The following is a 20,702-nucleotide window of genomic DNA, read 5'->3' as shown; positions in this document are numbered from 1 at the left end:
ATTTGCCCTTTATTAATAAAATTGTACATTTTTTCACAAAGTATATGTATTAGGGGATTACCTATACCGCTTCTCGAAATCCCTAACTAAAGATAAAAAAGCTGAGACATCGATAAATGCCTCAGCTTACAAATATTATTAAGTTAAATATTCATTTAATCTCTATTATTTCATGTGCTAATCGTTGAACTTCTTTTTTAGAATGTGTTACGAGAATGATAGGAATATGCCATGTATTAAATATATATTTAATAAGGTTCATCCCTTCTTCTTTAGTTTCATCATCAAGACTAGAAAATGGTTCATCTAGCAATAATAAATTAGGTTTCACACTTAAAACTCTACAAAGTGCAACGCGTTGTGATTCTCCACCCGATAATGTTGAAGGATATTGCTTTAAGCAATGTTCAATTCGCAAATGTTTAATTAATTGTTTTGTATTTTCATTTTGACTTGTCATAAAATGAATGTTTTCATTTACCGTCATATGAGGAAATAGTTGATAATCTTGGAATAAATAACCTATATTTCTATCTTGTACTTTTACTAAATGGTGATGATTACTTAATAAATTGTGGTTAACTTTAATCTTACAGTCATCCGCTTCATTCAAACCTGCTATTATATTTAACATCGTAGTTTTACCTATTCCCGACTTACCTACTATTGCGTATATTTTAGGTTCATTAGATTGAACGTTCATTTCAATCGTTCGCGTTTTGAAATGCTTTTTAATTTGAATATCAATCACTAATATCTACTCCCATTTATGATTCTTCTGGTTCAATATGTTAATAGTGCTAATAACGCAAATAGCAAATGCAATCAATACAAGCACCCATATCCAGGCTTTATATTCTTCTCCTGCTTGAACTAAGAAATATATTTCTAAAGGTAATGTATTCGTTAATCCAGGTATATAGCCAGCGATCATTAAAGTTGCACCAAATTCACCTAATGCTCTTGCAAAGCTCATTACAATACCTGAAAATATTGCTCGCTTTGATAATGGTAAAATAATCTGTCTAAAAATCTTACTTTCGCTAGCTCCCATTGTTCTCGCAGAGTTTAACATTTTAGGATTGATAGATTGAAATCCATTTATTACGTGTTGATACATTAAAGGTAAACTTACGATAACAGCTGCTATGACAGCTCCAACCCATGTAAATATAATTTGAACATGAAAGACTTCATCTAAAATGCCACCAAACAATTTGTTTTTAGAAAATATAATCAATAATATAAACCCCATCACAGTAGGTGGCAAAACGATTGGTAACATAATAATACTTTCAATAATAGGACGCATTTTACCTTTATATCTATGCATTAATTTCGCCAGAAAAATCCCTAATATGCATACAATAATAGTACTGATTAACGATACTTTAATTGATATCCAAAGTGGTGTTAAATCTGGCATAATTTATCTCCTATTCTTCAAAGTGATAATCTTTAAATGTTTGTTTGGCTTCTTTTGTTTTTAAGAATTCAAACCATTCTTTTGCTTCTTTATTATCAGTTACAAGACCTGCTCTATAAACAATAGGTCTGTCTAAAGGTGCATCAGATAATTTTTCAATATTTCTCACTTTTTCATTTTTACCTTTATAAATATCTGTAGCATAAACAAAGCCTGCTTCTGCATTTTCATTTTGTACATAATTTAGTACTTGTTTAACATCTTTTGCAAATACAAAAGTACTCGTCATGCCATTATATATATCTTCTTTTTTCATATATTCAATTGCATACTGACCTGCTGGTACACTTTTTTCTTCACCAAGAGATATTTTTTTTGGTGAACTGATATCTTTTAAATTTTTAATTGGAGAGTTTTTATATTTTATAATGATTAATTTATTTTCAGCATAATCATAAACTTCAGAAACTTTATCTTCATCTTTTAATTTATCGATATCAGAAGTATTAGCTGACATCATGACATCGACATCTGCGCCAGCTTCAACTTGTTTACGAAGACTACCTGACCCACCATAGTTAAATTTAATTTTTGTTTTAGGATGTTCTTTCTTAAATTCTTTTTCTAATGCTTTTGTAACATCTGTTAAACTCGCTGCTGCTGCAACAGTAAATGTTTTGTCAGCATTTTCTTTTCTAGCTTTGTCCTGATTTGATTCTGAACTACATCCAGCTAAGACAAGTAGTAATGTCAGAATCAATAGTAAGGCCTTCTTCATTTTCTCATTCATCTCCGTTTCAAAATATGTATAAACTTAATTTACACCTTTCAATCGATTAATGAAAGTTCCTTATATATTTTTTCACAAATATGTATTAAATAGAATAATCAAATTAATTTTCAGGGTAATATGATTGACAATTTAGGGCTTTACCTTACCTAAATTAATTTAATTTTTAGAATATAACGTAAGTTATGTAAAAGCTTTCTTCTTTTAAAAGTTCATTCTTCACAGTAAAATAGTAATCATAAATAAATCGATAATTAAAGTGAGGAATATATATGGAGCAGAATATGACTTTTAACCAACCCATTTTAAGATATGAACATCAAGAATTAAGAGAAACTACAGATGATTATGTCACTGAATTCCCAATTACCATTATGGTTAATGGCGAAGAATTTGCTACAATAATTTGCTCACCGAAGAACCTCAAAGAACTTGTTCTAGGATTTTTAGCTTCAGAAGGCGTTATATTCAAAAAAAGTGATTTAATGCAAATTTCAATAGATGATTCGAAAGGTTTTGCTCATGTAGAACTAAATAAAAAAATAAATCTTAACGATAATAAATTCACACAACGTATGATTTCATCTTGTTGTGGTAAAAGTCGCTCTTTTTATTTTAACAATGATGCTTTAACTGCTAAAATATCGAATTCAAAAATAAAAATAAAGCCGAATCAAATTCTTAGTATGATGGACCAGCTTCAAACAGAAAGTAAAATTTTCCAACAAACAGGTGGATTGCATAACGCTGCTATTAGTGATGGCGACATGTTTTATGAACATCGAGCTGATATTGGTCGACACAATGCGCTAGATAAATTATACGGATACTGCATCCAAGAAGATATACCTGTAAGAAATAAAGTGCTTATTTTTAGCGGTCGTATTTCCTCGGAAATATTAATAAAAGCAGCAAAGATTGGCGTTGGTGTTATACTTTCCAAATCAGCACCGACTAATTTAGCTATTGAAATAGCTAATGATCTTAACATAACAGCTATAGGTTTTATAAGAGATGGTAGCTTTAACGTATATTCTCACCCAGAACGACTAGAAATAGATTAACTACTAGTTTACAAGAATAATGCTCTTTCAAAAATGCATAACTGCATTTTAAAGAAAGAGCATTTTGTACTTTTTATTCTACTGTAAATTCTTTTAATGCTTCATATTGGAATCCACCATATTGATAACCTTGTGCTTTATACATATCTTTTGCAGTATCTTCACCATCTGCAACGAGTATTACGGATTTCCCTTTCGCATAATTCGCTACAAACGATTGCATTTGTGATCCTATACCTAGTCTTCTCATTGGTTCTCTAACAGTAAAGCTATCTAGTTCGACATATGCTTCATTATCCCATATTAGTAAAATCCCAGCCGGTTTCCCTTTATAATAAGAAATGACTTGTATAGGATTGTCCGAATTAAATTGCTTTTTATTATCTTCTACTTTCAATTCTGCATAGTCTGTCCCAAACTTTTTATCAAATTCATAAGAAATATTTAAAAAATCTACAATATTATCTTCATCTGTAGGCATTACTTCTATATCTTCATGTGGTTCTTTTAATAATCTTTGAGGTGTAACTACATATAATTCTAACCAACTATACTCATAACCTCTATAAGTTAAATATGAACTTAATGGTTCCTCAAGTCGCTCATTTTCTGGGAATACAAATTTTAAAAATGGTTGCTTATGTTGATCATGTAATGCTTTTAACAATTGTTCATCTTTTTTAAAGGTATGTAAATCAGGCATAATTTTATAAACTATTTTATTTGAATCATATTGTATTCTTTTATGCAAAGTTTGATAGTGAATATATCGATTTGTAGTTTCTAAAATATCGCCATCGGTAATTATATCTTTAAACGATATCATATTACTTCACCTCTTAACTATTTCTTATCCTTTTAATTTCAGGTATATGTTTTAAACTAAATAATAACATAGTTGTTAAAATAGCTTTAACGATATCTCCTGGCAAGAATGTAGCTGCGAAAATATACCTCTTAGAAATAGAGATATTCATGAATTCCCCCATGACAAATCCACCGATTAAATTCAATAATAGTACACCTATTACTATATTAATGATAAGTACGTAAACAAATGTTAACTTCTTCCACTTTATATCGATAAAGTAACCAATAAGAAATGTAATAAGCGGGTATCCTAATATGTAGCCTGCTGATGGACCGAAAAATACACCTAATCCGCCTCTTCCTCCAGTTAAAATAGGTAGTCCGACTGCAACTAATAATAAAAATATAACTACACTAAGCGTACCTCTTTTATACCCTAATAGACACCCGGCCAACATGATGCCTGTATTTTGAAAAGCTATTGGAACTGGCATAAAGGGTAACGGAATTGGTGGTATAAATGCTAGCATAGCTATAAATGCGGTAAACATTGCGATAATAACGATATCTTTTGTCTTCAAAGTTTTCACTCCTATTAATAAGATAAGATATATTATATCACATTGTTAACCAAAATAAATATTAAGTTAACAATAAATCAAAAAGTGCTACAGCCCCATATAAAGCAGAGTCATTACCTTTTGAAGTTGTTTCAATACGTGCATGCCCATAATCTTCTGGTAAATATTGATTTATATATGGTTCAATTAAATCAATCAGCTTCTCCTCTTGTTTTGAGATACCTCCACCAATAAGTATAATCTCAGGATCAAATACTATTTGAACCTGTGCAATTCCTTCTGCGACTTTTTTAGCCCAGTTCTTTAATATAGTCATTGCTTTTTCATCATCGCTATATGCCAACTCAAATAACTGTTCTACAGAAACAGGTTCACTATATTGCTGATTAATTATTGATTTTAAAGCATTTGTTGAAGCACGGTCTTCATACGTTGTATTTGTCTCTCCATCATATAATAAATAACCAATTTCACATGCTTTATAATTCGCACCATCTAATAATTTATCTTCGTAATAAGCGCCTCCTATTCCGGTACCAATTGTCATTAAAAATAATGATTGAGTATTACCATCATGCTCAGATAATTCCCCTAACAACGCACAAGACACATCGTTGTGAATCTCAACATTATGAGTGATATATGCCAATGACTTTTTAAAGTTTGTTCCATTATATCCAGGTATTGTCGGGCCTGCATAAGTAATCACACCTTTTTCAGAGTCAACCACTCCTGCTGTTGAAATACCTACTTTGGGATTATTCAACTCGAAGTCCTTCACATACATTTCTATAATATTTTTAACTTCATTAAGTATTTCGTTTTGAATATTTTCCGGTGTTTTGACTTTTTGATAACCATGAAGTTTTTGTGCTTCATCTATTACTCCAGATTTAATATAAGTTCCACCTATATCTATAGCTATTTTCATGTTAGCCCTCCTTAAGTGATAAATGCTTAGTCATTAATTCTTTTGCAGTTGTAATGTCTTTATTATGGATTGCTTCTACTATACGTTTATGTGTTTGAGATGTTTCTTTATAGTCAATTTCTTGCTGTTGATTTTCAATATGATAAAAGTATGATTGTACGACTGTACTCAACTGTTCAAATAGTGCGTTACCAGTCGAATGTAAAATTGCTTGATGGAATTTACGATCATTCTCATAATGATTCTTTACATCCTCATTTACTATTTGAGACAATAATTCAATATCTTTATTATTTTTAATAATTTCTTCTATAGCTGCACATTCAAAAATAATTCTTAAAGATAATAAATCTTGTTTCGAGCCATTTGCAACTTGAAAACTAAATAAAAAACCTTCTACTAAGCTCGTTACATCAGGTGCTTTAATGACTGTACCTCTACCTTGAACCGTTTCTATAACACCTGTATGTTCTAAATAACTAAGTGCTTCTCGTACAACAGAACGGCTTACACCATACATTTCAGTAAGCGCTCTTTCTGTAGGTAATTTGTCGCCCATAGTTAAGCCATTTGATAAAATATATTGTTTAATTTCTTGTAAAACTTGTTCCTTTAAACTTTGTACTTCTATTTTATTTAAATTACTCATGATTTACGCTCCAAATCTTCTATCCATTCAAACACTCTTGAAAGATGGTTATTCATTATTTCATGCGCTAAAATTAAATTTAACGATTCTATAGCTTCTATAATCTTACTATGTTCGTAAAAAGATTTTTCTATATCTTCTTGAACTACGACTTTATTGAATTGATTCTTTGAAAAATATTCTTTAATAACTTTACTCATAGAAATAAGCGTTTGATTTTTAGTAAATAAAATGATGGTTTCGTGAAAAATCGAATCATATAGCGCCAATTGATCAGCTTGTTTTATAGAGTCATAATATTTCTTATTAATATCTTTCAACTTTTGAGAGTCTACGTTTAATTTTCCTTCGATAATTAAACGTATAGCACCTAATTCTATAATTTTACGTACTTCTAATAATTCTTTAATTTTAAATCCATGAACTTTCATGTGAGACTCAAAAAGCATAGATAGATGCTTATCTTTTTCAGTTATATACATACCACTTCCAGATTTAACTTCTATTAAACCACTTTGTTGTAACCTACTAACTGCTTCTCTTACTACTGTTCTACTAACACCTAATTTTTCAATGAGTAATTTTTCAGAAGGGAGTTTATCACCATTTTCAAACTGATGAATTGTTATATATTCTTTTAATTTTTCAACTGCTACGTCCACTAAGGATGTTCTTTTCATCATTGTATCTCCCCCCTTTTTAAAGTTTATTTTATCATACAAAAATCTAGTTTTATAAAAACAATTGACACTTAATGATGCAATCGCTTACAATATAATTATAAATTGGTCTGACAATATTATCAATTATAAAAATAAAAAAGGAGTTTTTAATGATGAAAGGCTTATATTCAGCGTTACTAGTACCATTTGATAAAGAAGGAAATATTTTAGAATCAGGTTTGAGACAAATTGTGCGTCAAAATATCGACGTTCAAGGTATTGATGGTTTGTATATCAATGGTAGTTCTGGGGAAAATTTCTTAATAAACACAGAGCAAAAAAAGCGAGTATTCGAAATTGTTAAAGATGAAGCTAGAGATGAAATTAAATTAATCGCTCAAGTTGGCGCATTAGATTTAAATGAATCAATCGAATTAGGTAAATTTGCTACTTCTCTTGGCTATGATGCATTATCAGCAGTTACACCATTTTATTACCCATTTAGTTTTGAAGAAATTAAATATTACTATAATGCAATTATCGAAGCGACTGGAAATGACATGATTATTTATTCAATTCCTGCGCTTACTGGCGTGAATTTATCCATTCAACAGTTTGAAGAGCTTTTTGAAAATGAAAAAGTAATCGGTATTAAATATACTGCTGCTGACTTCTTCTTATTAGAAAGAATTAGAAAAGCATTCCCTGATAAATTAATTTTATCTGGTTTTGATGAAATGCTTATTCAAGCAGCTATATCTGGAGTAGATGGCGCAATTGGTTCTACTTACAACATTAATGGTCAGAGAGCAAGAAAAATTTTCGAATTAGCTAAACAAGGTAACATTCAAGAAGCTTATGATATTCAACATGAAACAAACGATATCATCGAACAAGTACTTGCTTTAGGAATATACCCTACATTAAAAGCAGTATTATCAGCTAAAGGAATTGAAGCTGGAGAAGTAAAAAGACCTTTAGCACCTTTAGATAATGAGGGATTAGAAAAAGTTAAATCACTCGTTTCAAAATACAACTTATAATTTATTGATGAACAAAGGGGATGTCATACATGAATGAAGTAGGTTTTGGTACAGCAAACTGGGTCGCATTGATACTTTATCTATTGGGAACACTATTAGTCGGGGTATACTTTACTAAGAGAGCCGGACAAGATACAGAGGCGTTCTTTAAAGCAAAAGGTAAAGTACCGTCTTGGGCTGTAGGTTTTTCAATATATGCAACTACATTAAGTGCCATCACATATATGGGTACACCAGAGCGTGCGTTTAATACAGATTGGTCGTATGCTGCCGGGAATATTGCAATTATTGCAATCATACCGTTACTTATCTATTTCTATATACCTTTCTTTAGAAAATTAGATGTAACAACTGCTTATGAATATTTAGAAGAACGTTTTGGCGTTATTATAAGAGTTATTGGCTCATTGGCTTTCACATTATTCCATGTTGGACGTGTCGCAATCGTTATTTACTTACCAACATTAGCAATCACAGCCGTTTCTGATATTAATCCTTATTTAATCGCCTCACTGGTTGGTCTATTATGTATGATTTATACATTTATGGGCGGTATCGAAGGTGTTATTTGGAGCGATGTTATACAAGGTATTATTCTGATCGGTGGCGCAGTAGCAATTATCTTCTTAGGTGCGTTTCAAATTGATGGCAACTTTGCAACAGTAGCTCAAGAAGCGGTACAAGACAAGAAATTTATATCTATGGATAATTGGAAACTTGGGGGCGCAGCTGCTGCTATACCTATCATCTTTATTGGTTCTATATTTAATAACTTACACCAATATACGGCCAGTCAAGATATCGTTCAACGTTATCAAACAACAGGTTCTGTAGCTTCAACAAATCAGTCACTTTGGACTAACGGTTTACTAGCATTTATCACAATTCCGATTTTCTATGGAATGGGAACTGTATTATATTCTTTCTATAATAATACAGCAGCTTTACCAGAAGGATTTAACACATCCGCATTAGTACCTTATTTCATTTTGACACAAATTCCGCCGTTTGTTGGTGGTCTATTAATTGCAGCGATATTTGCAGCTGCTCAATCAACAATTTCATCTAGTTTAAACTCGATTTCAGCATGTGTCGTTGTCGATTTAAAACAAAGATTTTCTAAAAATAATGATTCTAAAAATAATGATTCTAAAAATGATGTACTTTTAGCTAGAATCATCATTATAATAGCAGGTGTATTCGGTACATTAGCTTCATTATATTTAATCAATCAAGAAACTAATGAAACATGGGATCTATTCCTATTAGTAACAGGACTATTTGGTGTACCAATTGCAGGGGTATTCGCTGTAGGTATCTTTACTAAAAAAGCAAACTCAATCGGTGTTATTATCGGTTTAATCGTTGCAGCAATTGCTTCGTACTTTATTGGTAAAACTGATATCACACCATTTACAGTATCAGTAATAGGATTCTTTATTGCATTTATCGTAGGTTACCTTGCGAGCTTACCATTCTACAAACAAACTAAGAATATTAAAGGCTTAACAATATATACGATAAATGATCAATACGTAAAAGAAACTAAATAGTTCGATTATAATGAATTAAACTAACGTACTAAAAAATATAAAACAGTGGAGTCAGAGACATTAATTTATCTCGGACTCCACTGTTTTAATATTATTTATAAGTTTAATTTTATGACTTAAAGTTGATTAATCAGCTTTTTTTAATAATTCTTTCTTTAAGAATTCACGTTGTACTTCTAATGAATACGGATCATTATACCAGAAAGTTTGAGCATCAATTTCTATTACTTTATCATTCTTAACAGCAGGTATAGATTTGTATGATTCAGTATTAATAAATTCTGGTTTTTCTTGTCCTTTTGTTAATGGTAAGAATAAATAATCTCCAGAATATTTTTCAATTTCTTCTTGTGAAATTTTCTTCCATCCATCTTTTTTAACGTCTTTCTCAACGCTTTCAGGCATTTTTAGACCAAATGCTTGGTAAAGTACTTCTGTACCTCTACCCCAGTTTTCACCGTAGCTGTAGATATCTTTTTGGAAAGCTTCGATTACAGATACAGTTGTATCTTCACCGATTTTCTCTTTAATTTCTTTACCATCTTTAGCAGTTTGTTTCTTCCATTTTTCTACCCATTTTTTTGCTTCATCTTCTTTATTTACAAGTTTACCTAGTTCAACTTGCATATCTAAATAATTGTGCTTGTTGTAGTCATATGGAATAGTTGCTGCAATCTTTTTATATTTGTTTAAATTTTTATCTTGGTTATATGTAATGATTAAATCTGGTTTTAATTTTGCTACTTGTTCAACATTATCTTCACTTACTTTTTCAATGCCTTTAATTTTATCTTTTAACACACTTGTTTGATCTGTTGATGCTGGAACTCCTACTGGTTTAACGCCTAAATGTAAAAATCCACCAACATAAGACGGAGCTAATACGACAATTCTTTTAGGATCTTTTGGTATATCAATTTTTTTACCATCATCCAATGTGTAACTCACTGTATCATTACTAGATTTTGTATCATTTTTACTTTTGTCTTCTTTATCTTCTGATTTGTTCCCGCATGCTGCTACAATCAAAGCTAAAGCCAAAACTAATGTTAATAACTTTTTCATAATACCCTCCTGTTGATAACGATTATCATTTGCAATAAAGCAATTATATATTGTTTTCCAAAATATATCAATAAGAATTTTTAAATAAATAAAAAAACTACCTTACAAAAAGGTAGTTTAAAAATTTATTTATTTTTGGCAGGTAATGTTTTCACCAAAGTGAATAAGACTACTGTTTGGAAGAATAACATTATACATAACCCTATTCTGATATAAAAGTTATCAACCATCCATATAGAAAAACCAACCACAATATATACACTAATAAGTAATTCGAATTTCTTTTTCAATGTATATCCTCTATATTTTTGAAAATCTTCAACATATTCTTTATATACTTTAGTATTTATAAGCCATTTATGAAAACGTTCAGAGCTTTTTGCGAAACAAAAAACTGCTAATAAAATAAAAGGAGTAGTTGGTAGTAAAGGCAATACAGCGCCTAAAAACCCGAGCGCAGTTGCAAGTATCCCGATCGACATGTAAACATATTTCATTTAACTACCTCTCTTTAGAATGATTATGTACATTATAAGAACGCCTAAGTTAAAAAAGCAAGTAAAAGTTATTTGAATATTGTTGGTTTAAATTTCAAATGATACAATAAAAGAATTATAAAAGATTAGAATTGAGGGATTTATTTTGAAAAATGAACAGCTAAAAGGCACTTTACTTGTCTTATTTGGTGCTTCTTTCTGGGGTATAGGTGGAACAGTTACAGAAAAATTATTTACAGATTATCATTTACCTGTTTCATTGTTTGTAGCTGTTCGTTTAACACTGAGTGGTTTCTTCTTGTTATTAATAGCTAAACTTATTCAACGACAGCCTTTAATGCATATATTTAAAGTAAAGCATTCATTATTTCAGCTTATTATCTATGCTTTATTTGGTATGTTAGGCGTCCAATATACATTTATGGCAACGATAGACAAAGGTAACGTAGCTGTGGCAACATTATTACAATTTCTAGCTCCTGTAGTCATTCTTATTTATTTACTGCTAACTAGAAAAAGTAAATTTAGAATTGCAGATATTACGATTATTTTATGTTCATTATTTGGAACAAGTTTATTATTGACTAATGGTAATTTTTCTACCCTTTCTGTTCCAAGTAATGCAGTTGTTTGGGGATTATTAACTGCATGTGCAGCAGCTTTTTATACAGTTTATGCTACTAAATTATTCATTAATTGGCCTTCGCTAGTAGTTATCGGTTGGTCCATGTTTATTGGTGGTATAGCTTTATCTATCATTAATTTAGACTTTTCATTTCCTTGGCATTTACTCGATTTAAAAGGCGTTTTATATTTTATTTTTGTCATCACTTTTGGAACAATGTTTGCTTTTTGGATGTATCTAGAAAGTGTTAAATACATAAGTCCTCAAACTACAGCATTATTTGGTGTGATGGAACCTGTTACTGCAGTTATCTCTTCAGTTATTTGGTTAAAAGTTTCATTTGGATTATGGCAATTAATCGGTATGATTATCATTTTAACAGTAGTACTTTATATGTCGATTGGTATGAAACCTAGACGCAAAAAACGTAAAAAGTATAAAGTTAATAAAGCTTTATAAACATAAAATACCAATAACGCTCATCTCCTTAAATAGATTAAATGGAGTTGAGCGTTAAATTTTCTTCTCTTATTTTGTTCTTTCTTCTCGTGCTTGTTTAGCTAACTTTTTAATAGTAATATCATCCATTGGCGGATTATGAAGGCCAGCTCTAATATCTCTATAATATCTTTGCAATGGGCGTTCCATCTCTAAACTTTTGGCACCGACAATTCTCATGGCACTATCAATAATTTTAATTGCGTGATTAACGACAACATGCTTTGCTGCACCTATTTCTTCATTAATTCGTGCGTTTGTTATAGGTGGATTTTGATATTTATCGATTACACTATAAATATAATGGCGGGCTGTTGTAAGCTCTAATTCCATGTTCCCTATATTTTGCTCAACTGCTGGTATATCAGCGATAAAACCTTCTATGCTACCTGGACTATACTCGTTTGCAAAATCAACAGCATAATCACGTGCAGCCTGTGCAATTCCTAAATAAACAGCTGGTATATGAAGGTTCCAAGGATTTGGTACGGCGCCACGTGGACCTTCAGATACTTCTACTAAATACTTTTTATCTATTTTCACATCGTCTAATACTAGATCATGGCTTTCTGTAGCACGCATACCTACCATGTTCCAATTTTCTGCAATTGTTAATCCTTCAGTTTCCCTAGGTATTAAGAAAAATCCTAGAGCTTCTTTTTCAGGGATAAAAGCTCCGACTAAAAAGTGAGTCAATCTTTGGCTCATTGTCGTAAAAGTTTTCACACCATTTATAATATACTCGTCACCTACTAATTTAGCATTTGTACTCGGTCTAGCACCACGAGTTGGACTTCCCGTATCTGCTTCACTAACCGCCCTATTAACGATTGCACCATTTAGAACTTCTTCAGCAAATTCATCCATGATTTCTTCATCCCACAAATTTTCTGAATATATTTGGCCAACGACACCCATATGCCATCCTATCGATAAAGCTGTTGCACCATCAATTCTGCCTAAAGTTTCTTGTAATATAATAACATCTTCAGGTGTCGCGCCCTCTCCACCATACGATTTTGGCAATACTATTTTTGTATAACCTTCTTTAATCAACCAATTAATATTTTCATAAGGAAATTTTGAGTGTAAATCATTTTTTTCAGCATGTTTTTGTAAATCCTCTTTATGATTTTCAATTTTATTAATCCATTTCTGTTGAAACTCTGTTTTAATAAATAAATCTCTGCTCATCGTTTTCACGCTCCTTAGTATCACTTTATCACTGTCATAATATGCTTTCAATATATATCCGACTGTACAGATAAGTTTTTAAGTATAAAAGTGAGTGGGATAGAAATCTCATTTTATTAAAAAGATTTCGTAGTCCCACCTTGTCAACTACTGTCATTATAATGAATAAGGCTGAGACATGTATTTATGCCCCAGCCCAAAAAATTAAATTAGCACTAAATGAATAAATTGAGAACACTATTATTTCTCATTTTAATGATTTAATATGATTCACCTAGTTCATCAAAGTCTTGATCATTATATTTATCTTCATCTAATTGACCAGTAAGTTTAGCTGTCGCTGTTCCTGCTAGCATAGAATCATTAACGTTTAAAGCTGTTCTACCCATGTCAATTAATGGCTCTACTGAAATTAAAACCCCTGCTAATGCAATAGGTAAATTTAATGTAGATAATACGAGAATTGCCGCAAATGTTGCGCCTCCACCTACACCAGCTACACCAAATGAACTGATTACAACGACGCCAATTACTGACAATATGAACGGTAAGTCTATATCTACACCTGCACTTGGCGCAATCATAATTGCGAGCATCGCTGGATAAATACCTGCACAACCATTCTGTCCTATTGATAACCCGAATGAACCAGCAAAGTTTGCTACGCCTTCAGGTACACCTAAACGTTGAGTTTGCGTTTGCACGTTTAATGGTAACGTACCCGCACTTGATCTAGATGTAAATGCAAATAATAATGTTTCGCCTGTTTTTTTGACATAAGTAGAAGGATTTAAACCAACTACTGTTACTAGAATTAAGTGAATAATAAACATCGTTATTAAAGCAGCGTAAGAAGCTAATACAAATTTTCCTAACGTCCAAACCGCTTCAAAATTACTTGTCATAACTGTTTTTGTCATAATAGCTAAAATACCATATGGAGTTAATCTTAATACAAATGTCACGATACCCATTACTAAAGCGTAAATAGCATCGACACCTCTTTTAAGTAAGTTACCTTTTTCAGGTTCTTTTCTCATCACACGTAAAAAGCTAAATCCAACGAAACCAGCAAATATTACGACAGCTATTGTAGATGTTCCTCTAGCACCTGTGAAGTCTAAAAATGGATTAGCTGGCAATAGCTCTATAATTTGGCTTGGTAAATTGTTTGCTTCCATATCGTCCGATGTTTGTTGAATTTCTTGTCCTCGACTATTTTCAACATCACCCATGTCTATTTGTGATGCATCTAAATTAAATATCATTGCATATATAACGCCAACTAAAGCTGCAACTGCAACGGTACCTATTAAGAACGTAAATATCCATGCACCAACTTTAGCAAAATTTTGCCCTATAGCTATTTTCGTAAAAGCAGAAACGATTGAAATGAATATTAATGGCATTACAATCATTTGTAGTAGTTTAATGTAACCAGTACCGATTACATCCAACCACGAAGCGGTATTTTCTGTCACTTTAGAATCTACGCCATAAATCAAATGTAATACTAAACCTAATAATATCCCGATGCCTAAACCTATTAATACACGCTTAGAAAACTTCACGTGTTTTTTACTTAAGTAGGCTAATACCCCTATAAATATTAAGAAAACAACAATATTTATGATTACCCATAATGTTTCCATTTAGTTTTCCTCCTAATTCTTTTAATTCCGATATACTAAATAAGAATACACGTAAAAAAAAGTAAATGCAACAAGATAATTAGTATTTTAAAAATTCTGATTTTATATAAAAACTAAAATCAAAAAGTTCTAACTAATTTATATCCATTGCATTTACAAAGCTTGATTTATTATGCGTTATTTAGCTCTTCTAAGATATCTTCAAATTGCCAACCTTTTTCCTCAAGTACATTTCTATAGAAAGGATCTTTGCCAATTAATTTAATTTCATCTGCTAATGATTCTACTTCGTCTAAATGGTGCGTTGTTAAAATAATTAAGCACGATGACTTCAGACTATTTAATAAGTGATGTATGTCATATCTTGATTTTAAATCTATACCGACAGTCGGTTCATCTAAAATTAATATATTTGGATTACCTAACAACCCAATTAACAAATTGACTTTTCTTTTAGTTCCACCTGATAAAGAAGAAACTTTCGACTGTCTTTCAGTCAAATTTAATTTTTCACAGTAAGTTGTTATTTGTTCATCAGTAATTGATTTTTTATATAAAGCTTTAAAGAATTTAATGTTTTCATTAACAGTCATATGTTCAAACAAAGCAATGTCTTGAGGTATATAACCTATTTTATTTTTTATTTGTCGATTATTTAATTTTTTCCCAAAATAAAATATATCACCACTAGTAGGTTGTTCAAGGGAAGCAATCATTCTCAGCAAAGTAGATTTACCAGCACCATTTTCACCTAGTAAAACAGTTAATGTCTTATCGTTGAATTCTGTACTAAAATCGCTAAATATATGTTTATTTTTATAATTTTTATTGAGGTTTTTAATCTTAATCATCAATACACCACCTATATTTGTATAAATACATATACAATATTTATAGCTATTGCCCATAATAAAGCCATAAATATTTTATGACTTAATGTATTTATTTTGAATAATAATACCGAAAGTCCAAATTCATAGATTAGCAATATTAAAAACGTTATCAAGTAAAATTTGAAACTTAATGACCATGATAAACATAATCCTATTATGAAAATGATAAAAAATAATAATAAAGTATGTGTTAAAATATATGTCAAATATAGTTTCATTTTAGTGTTATTAAACATTAGTAATCTTTCTAGAGCTGCATTTTGCTTCAACCTTTGATGTAACACAATCTGGCTTGTACTGATAACTAATAATAATGCAATAATTAATCCTGCGCTTATAGAAACGTCGGAATTTTTATTTACAGCATGTTGTTCCATTTTAGAGTTTGGCGTATCTTTTTTATATTCTTTTTTGATTGTTTCTAAACTTACATTCTGTCCTGATTTGTCTAAATGGTTTTGAATAATGATTGGAATTTGTTGTTCATATAGTGCTTTACTAGTTACTTCTAATGCAATCTCACCAATAAAATCATCTTTATAATATAAAGGTATTGCATCTCTTAAATTATTATTAGATAGCTTTTTGTTAAAACCTTCAGGTATTTGCATACTCACTATAGCTTGCTTTTTTTGAATAACATCTTCAATATAAGCTTCATCTTTTTGTAATTTAATTACTTCCAAATATTTAGTATGTTCCAAAATATGAATTAAATTTTTAGATTCACTAGATTGATCCATATCTTGAATCGCTATAGGGACTTTAAATACTTTATTTGAAGAAGCTTCAACCATAAAAACTACACTTACAGTTAAGATAATAAAAAGTATTAAAATGATATATTGTACCCATTGTTTTAATACGACTAAATTGACTATAGATTTCATTGGCGATACCTCCAAACTAAAGAAATAACCAATAAACACATAACTATTAATATATTCCAATAAAACATAGGGTGTATATTTAATATATAATTGTTAAGTATTAATTCTAATAATTGATTCATTACAATAGTAAAAGGAGACATATCTATAATATTATTAAACAGCCCTTTTAAATAAACAACAGGAATGGTTGCCCCAGAAAATATTAGTATAACGACAGTCAAAACAATTTTCCAAACATAATTAAATGTTTGTCTTGCTGTTACATCAATAAAAATAAATATAGCCGTCAATGTAAAAAGATAATATACAATATAAATTAACAAAGTTGGCCAGTTATACATTTCAAAATCAGGATTCAAAAATTTTAGAATCAACCATAAACCAAAGCAACTCCATATAGCTGTATAAATTAAGCTGAATAACCCTCTCACAATAGTTAATTTTTCATAAGAGAAATGAAACATACTAAGTCTTTCCTTTAAGGCATTTTTTTGGTTCATTTTTAATATACTGAATATAGAAAAGAAAAAGAAAAAAATGGATACAAAGTAAAATGCTACAATATAATAACTTGCTGTATCGTATACTTTTACTGGTTCTTCTTCGAAAGAACCATTTCTATTTAATCCTGTAAATAGCATATCAGTCATCATAGTGAGCAACTCTTCATCAGAAGCATCTTCATATACATGTGTATATGATAGTGCTCCCCCCATCGATAACATTAATCTACTATATACAGAATCTGTTAATTGCATAATAACTATACTTTCTATGGACTGTGTGTCATATGTATTAACAACAATTGGAAGTTCTCCATTTTTATAAAAAGCTTTTGTCATGCCTTCTTTAAATAAGAAATAACCATCTATTTTTTTACTTTTTAATAATTTTGCTGCTTGTTGTTCATTATAATGCTCAATATTAAGATTATCTCCAAGTGATTGTCCATCACCAACAGCATTTAATATTAACTTTGTTTCTTTAGATTGATCTTTATCTACGATACCAATTGTAAAGCTGTCGTCTTTTTGGTTAAAATGTTGAATCCCTATCATTAAACCAAGCAATGCGATAAATAATAATAAAATATATACAAGCAAATACCACTTTTTAATTAAAAAAGAGTGGTATATGTTGAACAATTTTAAAGTCGACATATAACCACTCCTTCCATATTAATTAATATCGTTTGTTACATCTTTTACGATATCTTCAAATTTGTCTTGAACTTCGTCGCCAATATCATCTACTTCTGAAGATGATAAAGTATTAAAATCTACTGCGCCGTCTTTTTTGAATTTAATATCTTTCTTCAATTCAGTTTTGCCATCAATCATTAATTTAATTGGCTCACCATTTTGTTCAAAACTTATATTAAATTTTTGTTTTTGCTCATTATTTTTAACATCAGTTGTTAAATTATTTTCATAATTTAAATCAAATTTGCTACCAGTTGAAGGTGTTAAAGTTACTGTACCTTTATCAGTACGTTTATCTCCATCAACTTTAGATTTATTATCTAATTGAACCATAGTATTGCTATATTCATTTTCTTTTACATTAAGTTTGTATTTATCACTAATGTTATCACCATCAGTAGATTTACCTTTTAATGTTATTACATCTTCGTTGTCAGGAACTGATAGTTTGTAATCAACTTGAACGCCATCGTCAATAACGTTTGCTCCTGTTAATTTAACTTGTTCGTCATCTTTATTAGTGATTGTTAAGTCACGCTTTAAGATTTCTTTTCCATCTACAAATATAATTGACTTCACTTTTGGATAATTAGACTCATCTTCGTCTTTTGCTTCTTTTAATAAATCATCAATCTCTTTATTATATTCTTTAACATTACCTTGTTTTTCAGCAATTTCTTTGATGTCTTTATCCTTTTTCGCTTGTTCTAATACTGAAACAGTGATTTTTTTAGTATCTTTAGAGCTTAAATTCATCGTAACTTTTTTTAGTTTCTTTTCGTCACCAAAGATTTTAACTTTTTCTTTATCTTTTTTAAAGTTATCGTCATCTAATTGATCTACGATAAGATCACTATATCGTTTAGATATTTTATCTATTTGGTCTTGTGAAACTTGAGAACTTGATAAAATTGTATTTAAGTTTAATGAATCATTTGTAACATTATTACTTTCACCTTGATCAAGTGATTCTCCAGTTGCTTTTTCAATACCTTTTTTAATTTCATCATTTTTCACTTTATAAATACTATCAAATAACGGTGTTTCTAAATACTGATTGTTTTTATCAGCACCCCACTGGAAATTACCAATTTTATTATCTGCAATTGTTGGTTCAATACCTAATTTAGAGTTTTTCTTTTTTGGATCATGTCCTACATTAAATATAAGATTAGTTGAATCTATAACTGATTTTGGTAGCCCGATTTGTGCTAATAGACTATCCGGAACTTCAACTCCCAATTTATAAGACATTTCATAAGACTCATCTTTCATTTTGTCTTGAAACTTAGATTCGTTTTCAAATCTGTCATTAAAATAATCTTTCCATAAACTTGCTGACTTTTGCTCACTTAATAAATATGTATTCTTTGGGGTGTTAGTTAAAAAATAATAAGTCGCTGCCCCACCGATCCCTACAACAGCAACAAATGCAACTACTATTGCTATAATAAGCACTTTAATTTTAGTAGACATATTCTACACCTCTTTTGATTTGATAACATTATCATATCAAATGTTACAACTTTATAACATATTATTTTGAAATTAATTATATTTTTTTAAAAATACACATTTTTCCTGGTTTATTATAACTTTCAGCCATCTTATTTTTTTCTATTTTAATGATTTGAGCTTTAGAAGGCCAAAAAGCTGGTAATATTAGCTTATTATATTGCTTCCATAGAGGATCAATATAATAATAATAATGTTCATCAAATCCTATTAATAGTGTTACATGTATATTTGAAACTAACTTTTTATTATTTCTTCCTATTTTAAATGTTTTCCAAACAGGCGATTGACCTAATTTTGTATGATAAATTAAAACCGGGTGCTTTTTTGCTAATATGTTCTCTAATTCATACAGTGTTGTACCTGTACCGTCTACCAAATCTGCATCAAACTTATTAAGGTAAGGTGCTAAAACATTAGGAAATATACTTTGGTGTCTTAAAAAGCTAATTAAAAATTGATTGCCTACATAACCTTTTTTAGGATTATCAATATGTGTTGGCCAATCTTTCATTATAGTTATAGCATCAATTTTTTTATAATAATAATTCAGTAACATTGAACTTGATACACCTTCACACCCCATAACCATCGGTATAGGAAACAACTGGCTTTTTGGCTTTACAGATAACAACACTTTCATAATTTCATAACTCCTTAAAATTTATTTAATAAAGATAAAAAGTGTCCCTAATAAGGCACACTTTCGATTTTTATAAAACTTCTCCTTCAATTTCCATTAACAAATTTTTAATTTTTCGATGTTGTATTTTTGAGACTTCAATTGCTACAGTTCTTTCATCTTTATCGTTTCTCTTTTTAGAAATCAAACCTTTTTCTTTTAAATTTTGAACTGCTTTAGATATATAATAAGGCTTAAACTTTGAATTTTTTATAATATCTTTAACATTATAGCAATCCTTTTCACCTTTATATATATAAACTAATATATATAGTTCTTCAAATGTTAATACAAATTGGCTTTTTATTTTCGTTAAATGTTCTTTGGCTTTCTTGCTAACTGTAACTAATTCTACTACATTTCTAATTTGTACGGCTTCCATTGCTTACCACTCCCCAAGTTAAAATAGCTATTTGTTGAATTGGTCGATTAAGCATTTTATCTTTCTTATAGCATATTTTTCCTTTTCAACACAAT

At 30.0% G+C, this 20,702-nt stretch carries 22 protein-coding genes; 4 read left to right on the top strand and 18 right to left on the bottom strand.

From position 1 onward, the window contains the following. Positions 1 to 151: 151 nt before the first annotated feature. From ACO6VN_RS12980 to modA, 3 genes are read right to left on the bottom strand one after another with little or no spacing between them, the layout of a single operon-like run. On the bottom strand, positions 152 to 751 hold the full coding sequence (locus ACO6VN_RS12980; protein ID WP_194201508.1) for an ATP-binding cassette domain-containing protein: 600 nt from the start codon (positions 749 to 751) through the stop codon (positions 152 to 154). 6 nt (positions 752 to 757) lie between these two features. Beyond that, positions 758 to 1,426 (bottom strand): molybdate ABC transporter permease subunit, encoded by a 669-nt coding sequence (modB, locus tag ACO6VN_RS12975; RefSeq protein ID WP_194201507.1) that lies wholly within the window; start codon positions 1,424 to 1,426, stop codon positions 758 to 760. 10 nt (positions 1,427 to 1,436) lie between these two features. After that, positions 1,437 to 2,204: a molybdate ABC transporter substrate-binding protein gene (modA, locus tag ACO6VN_RS12970; RefSeq protein WP_422404769.1), complete on the bottom strand. Its 768-nt coding sequence runs from the start codon at positions 2,202 to 2,204 to the stop codon at positions 1,437 to 1,439. Positions 2,205 to 2,488: 284 nt separating this feature from the next. Between modA and fdhD the strand changes: the two genes are divergently transcribed. Beyond that, complete coding sequence (fdhD, locus tag ACO6VN_RS12965; RefSeq protein WP_194201505.1) at positions 2,489 to 3,280, top strand: formate dehydrogenase accessory sulfurtransferase FdhD; 792 nt, start codon at positions 2,489 to 2,491, stop codon at positions 3,278 to 3,280. A 73-nt stretch (positions 3,281 to 3,353) separates the two neighbouring features. On the opposite strand, the gene ACO6VN_RS12960 is transcribed toward fdhD, so the two are convergent. The 5 genes from ACO6VN_RS12960 to ACO6VN_RS12940 all read right to left on the bottom strand — a co-directional run bounded on the left by ACO6VN_RS12960 (position 3,354) and on the right by ACO6VN_RS12940 (position 6,934). Next, positions 3,354 to 4,106 carry a GNAT family N-acetyltransferase gene (locus tag ACO6VN_RS12960; protein ID WP_194201504.1) on the bottom strand — a complete coding sequence of 251 codons (753 nt, stop codon included), beginning with the start codon at positions 4,104 to 4,106 and terminating at the stop codon, positions 3,354 to 3,356. Between the two features lie 13 nt (positions 4,107 to 4,119). Next, a complete protein-coding gene (locus tag ACO6VN_RS12955; RefSeq protein WP_064204596.1) occupies positions 4,120 to 4,671 on the bottom strand; it encodes a biotin transporter BioY in 552 nt (183 codons plus the stop codon). Between the two features lie 61 nt (positions 4,672 to 4,732). Further along, entirely contained in the window at positions 4,733 to 5,602 is an 870-nt protein-coding gene (locus ACO6VN_RS12950) for an ROK family protein (protein WP_422404768.1), read from the bottom strand. Position 5,603: 1 nt separating this feature from the next. Continuing rightward, the gene (locus ACO6VN_RS12945) at positions 5,604 to 6,251 is read right to left on the bottom strand and encodes a FadR/GntR family transcriptional regulator (RefSeq protein ID WP_017000349.1); all 648 of its coding nucleotides are present in this window, start codon (positions 6,249 to 6,251) and stop codon (positions 5,604 to 5,606) included. After that, positions 6,248 to 6,934, bottom strand: a complete 687-nt coding sequence (locus ACO6VN_RS12940) for a FadR/GntR family transcriptional regulator (RefSeq protein WP_017000350.1) — start codon at positions 6,932 to 6,934, stop codon at positions 6,248 to 6,250. Before ACO6VN_RS12940 ends, ACO6VN_RS12945 begins: the two co-directional genes overlap by 4 nt. 152 nt (positions 6,935 to 7,086) lie before the next feature. Between ACO6VN_RS12940 and ACO6VN_RS12935 the strand changes: the two genes are divergently transcribed. Then, the gene (locus ACO6VN_RS12935) at positions 7,087 to 7,956 is read left to right on the top strand and encodes an N-acetylneuraminate lyase (protein ID WP_422404797.1); all 870 of its coding nucleotides are present in this window, start codon (positions 7,087 to 7,089) and stop codon (positions 7,954 to 7,956) included. 29 nt (positions 7,957 to 7,985) lie between these two features. Further along, the gene (locus ACO6VN_RS12930) at positions 7,986 to 9,509 is read left to right on the top strand and encodes a sodium:solute symporter (protein WP_422404767.1); all 1,524 of its coding nucleotides are present in this window, start codon (positions 7,986 to 7,988) and stop codon (positions 9,507 to 9,509) included. A gap of 126 nt (positions 9,510 to 9,635) precedes the next feature. On the opposite strand, the gene ACO6VN_RS12925 is transcribed toward ACO6VN_RS12930, so the two are convergent. Beyond that, entirely contained in the window at positions 9,636 to 10,574 is a 939-nt protein-coding gene (locus ACO6VN_RS12925) for an ABC transporter substrate-binding protein (RefSeq protein ID WP_064204600.1), read from the bottom strand. Between the two features lie 125 nt (positions 10,575 to 10,699). After that, entirely contained in the window at positions 10,700 to 11,071 is a 372-nt protein-coding gene (locus tag ACO6VN_RS12920; RefSeq protein ID WP_017000934.1) for a YbaN family protein, read from the bottom strand. A 145-nt stretch (positions 11,072 to 11,216) separates the two neighbouring features. Here ACO6VN_RS12920 and ACO6VN_RS12915 point away from each other — a divergent pair, with 145 nt between their 5' ends. Next, positions 11,217 to 12,155 (top strand): EamA family transporter, encoded by a 939-nt coding sequence (locus ACO6VN_RS12915; RefSeq protein WP_082892494.1) that lies wholly within the window; start codon positions 11,217 to 11,219, stop codon positions 12,153 to 12,155. Positions 12,156 to 12,224: 69 nt separating this feature from the next. Here ACO6VN_RS12915 and ACO6VN_RS12910 read toward each other — a convergent pair whose 3' ends face one another. From ACO6VN_RS12910 to ACO6VN_RS12875, 8 genes are all read right to left on the bottom strand, one after another. After that, positions 12,225 to 13,388: an acyl-CoA dehydrogenase family protein gene (locus tag ACO6VN_RS12910; protein ID WP_422404766.1), complete on the bottom strand. Its 1,164-nt coding sequence runs from the start codon at positions 13,386 to 13,388 to the stop codon at positions 12,225 to 12,227. Between the two features lie 260 nt (positions 13,389 to 13,648). Continuing rightward, on the bottom strand, positions 13,649 to 15,040 hold the full coding sequence (locus ACO6VN_RS12905; protein ID WP_064204602.1) for an L-cystine transporter: 1,392 nt from the start codon (positions 15,038 to 15,040) through the stop codon (positions 13,649 to 13,651). A 170-nt stretch (positions 15,041 to 15,210) separates the two neighbouring features. Then, positions 15,211 to 15,891, bottom strand: a complete 681-nt coding sequence (locus tag ACO6VN_RS12900; RefSeq protein ID WP_194201497.1) for an ABC transporter ATP-binding protein — start codon at positions 15,889 to 15,891, stop codon at positions 15,211 to 15,213. Between the two features lie 11 nt (positions 15,892 to 15,902). Beyond that, positions 15,903 to 16,823, bottom strand: a complete 921-nt coding sequence (locus tag ACO6VN_RS12895; protein ID WP_194201496.1) for an ABC transporter permease — start codon at positions 16,821 to 16,823, stop codon at positions 15,903 to 15,905. Then, the gene (locus ACO6VN_RS12890; RefSeq protein ID WP_422404765.1) at positions 16,820 to 17,986 is read right to left on the bottom strand and encodes an ABC transporter permease; all 1,167 of its coding nucleotides are present in this window, start codon (positions 17,984 to 17,986) and stop codon (positions 16,820 to 16,822) included. Before ACO6VN_RS12890 ends, ACO6VN_RS12895 begins: the two co-directional genes overlap by 4 nt. Positions 17,987 to 18,004: 18 nt before the next feature. Continuing rightward, on the bottom strand, positions 18,005 to 19,504 hold the full coding sequence (locus ACO6VN_RS12885; protein WP_422404764.1) for a hypothetical protein: 1,500 nt from the start codon (positions 19,502 to 19,504) through the stop codon (positions 18,005 to 18,007). Positions 19,505 to 19,580: 76 nt separating this feature from the next. After that, positions 19,581 to 20,186, bottom strand: a complete 606-nt coding sequence (locus ACO6VN_RS12880; RefSeq protein ID WP_194201493.1) for a C39 family peptidase — start codon at positions 20,184 to 20,186, stop codon at positions 19,581 to 19,583. 70 nt (positions 20,187 to 20,256) lie between these two features. After that, a complete protein-coding gene (locus ACO6VN_RS12875; protein ID WP_017000925.1) occupies positions 20,257 to 20,607 on the bottom strand; it encodes a transcriptional regulator, SarA/Rot family in 351 nt (116 codons plus the stop codon). Between the last annotated feature and the right edge of the window lie 95 nt (positions 20,608 to 20,702).

Source organism: Mammaliicoccus sp. JADD-157, from assembly GCF_049310805.1.
GTDB classification, from domain to species: Bacteria; Bacillota; Bacilli; order Staphylococcales; family Staphylococcaceae; genus Mammaliicoccus; species Mammaliicoccus lentus.
The sequence above is the reverse complement of the archived record's forward strand: the minus strand, read 5'-3'. Positions and strand labels throughout refer to the sequence as shown.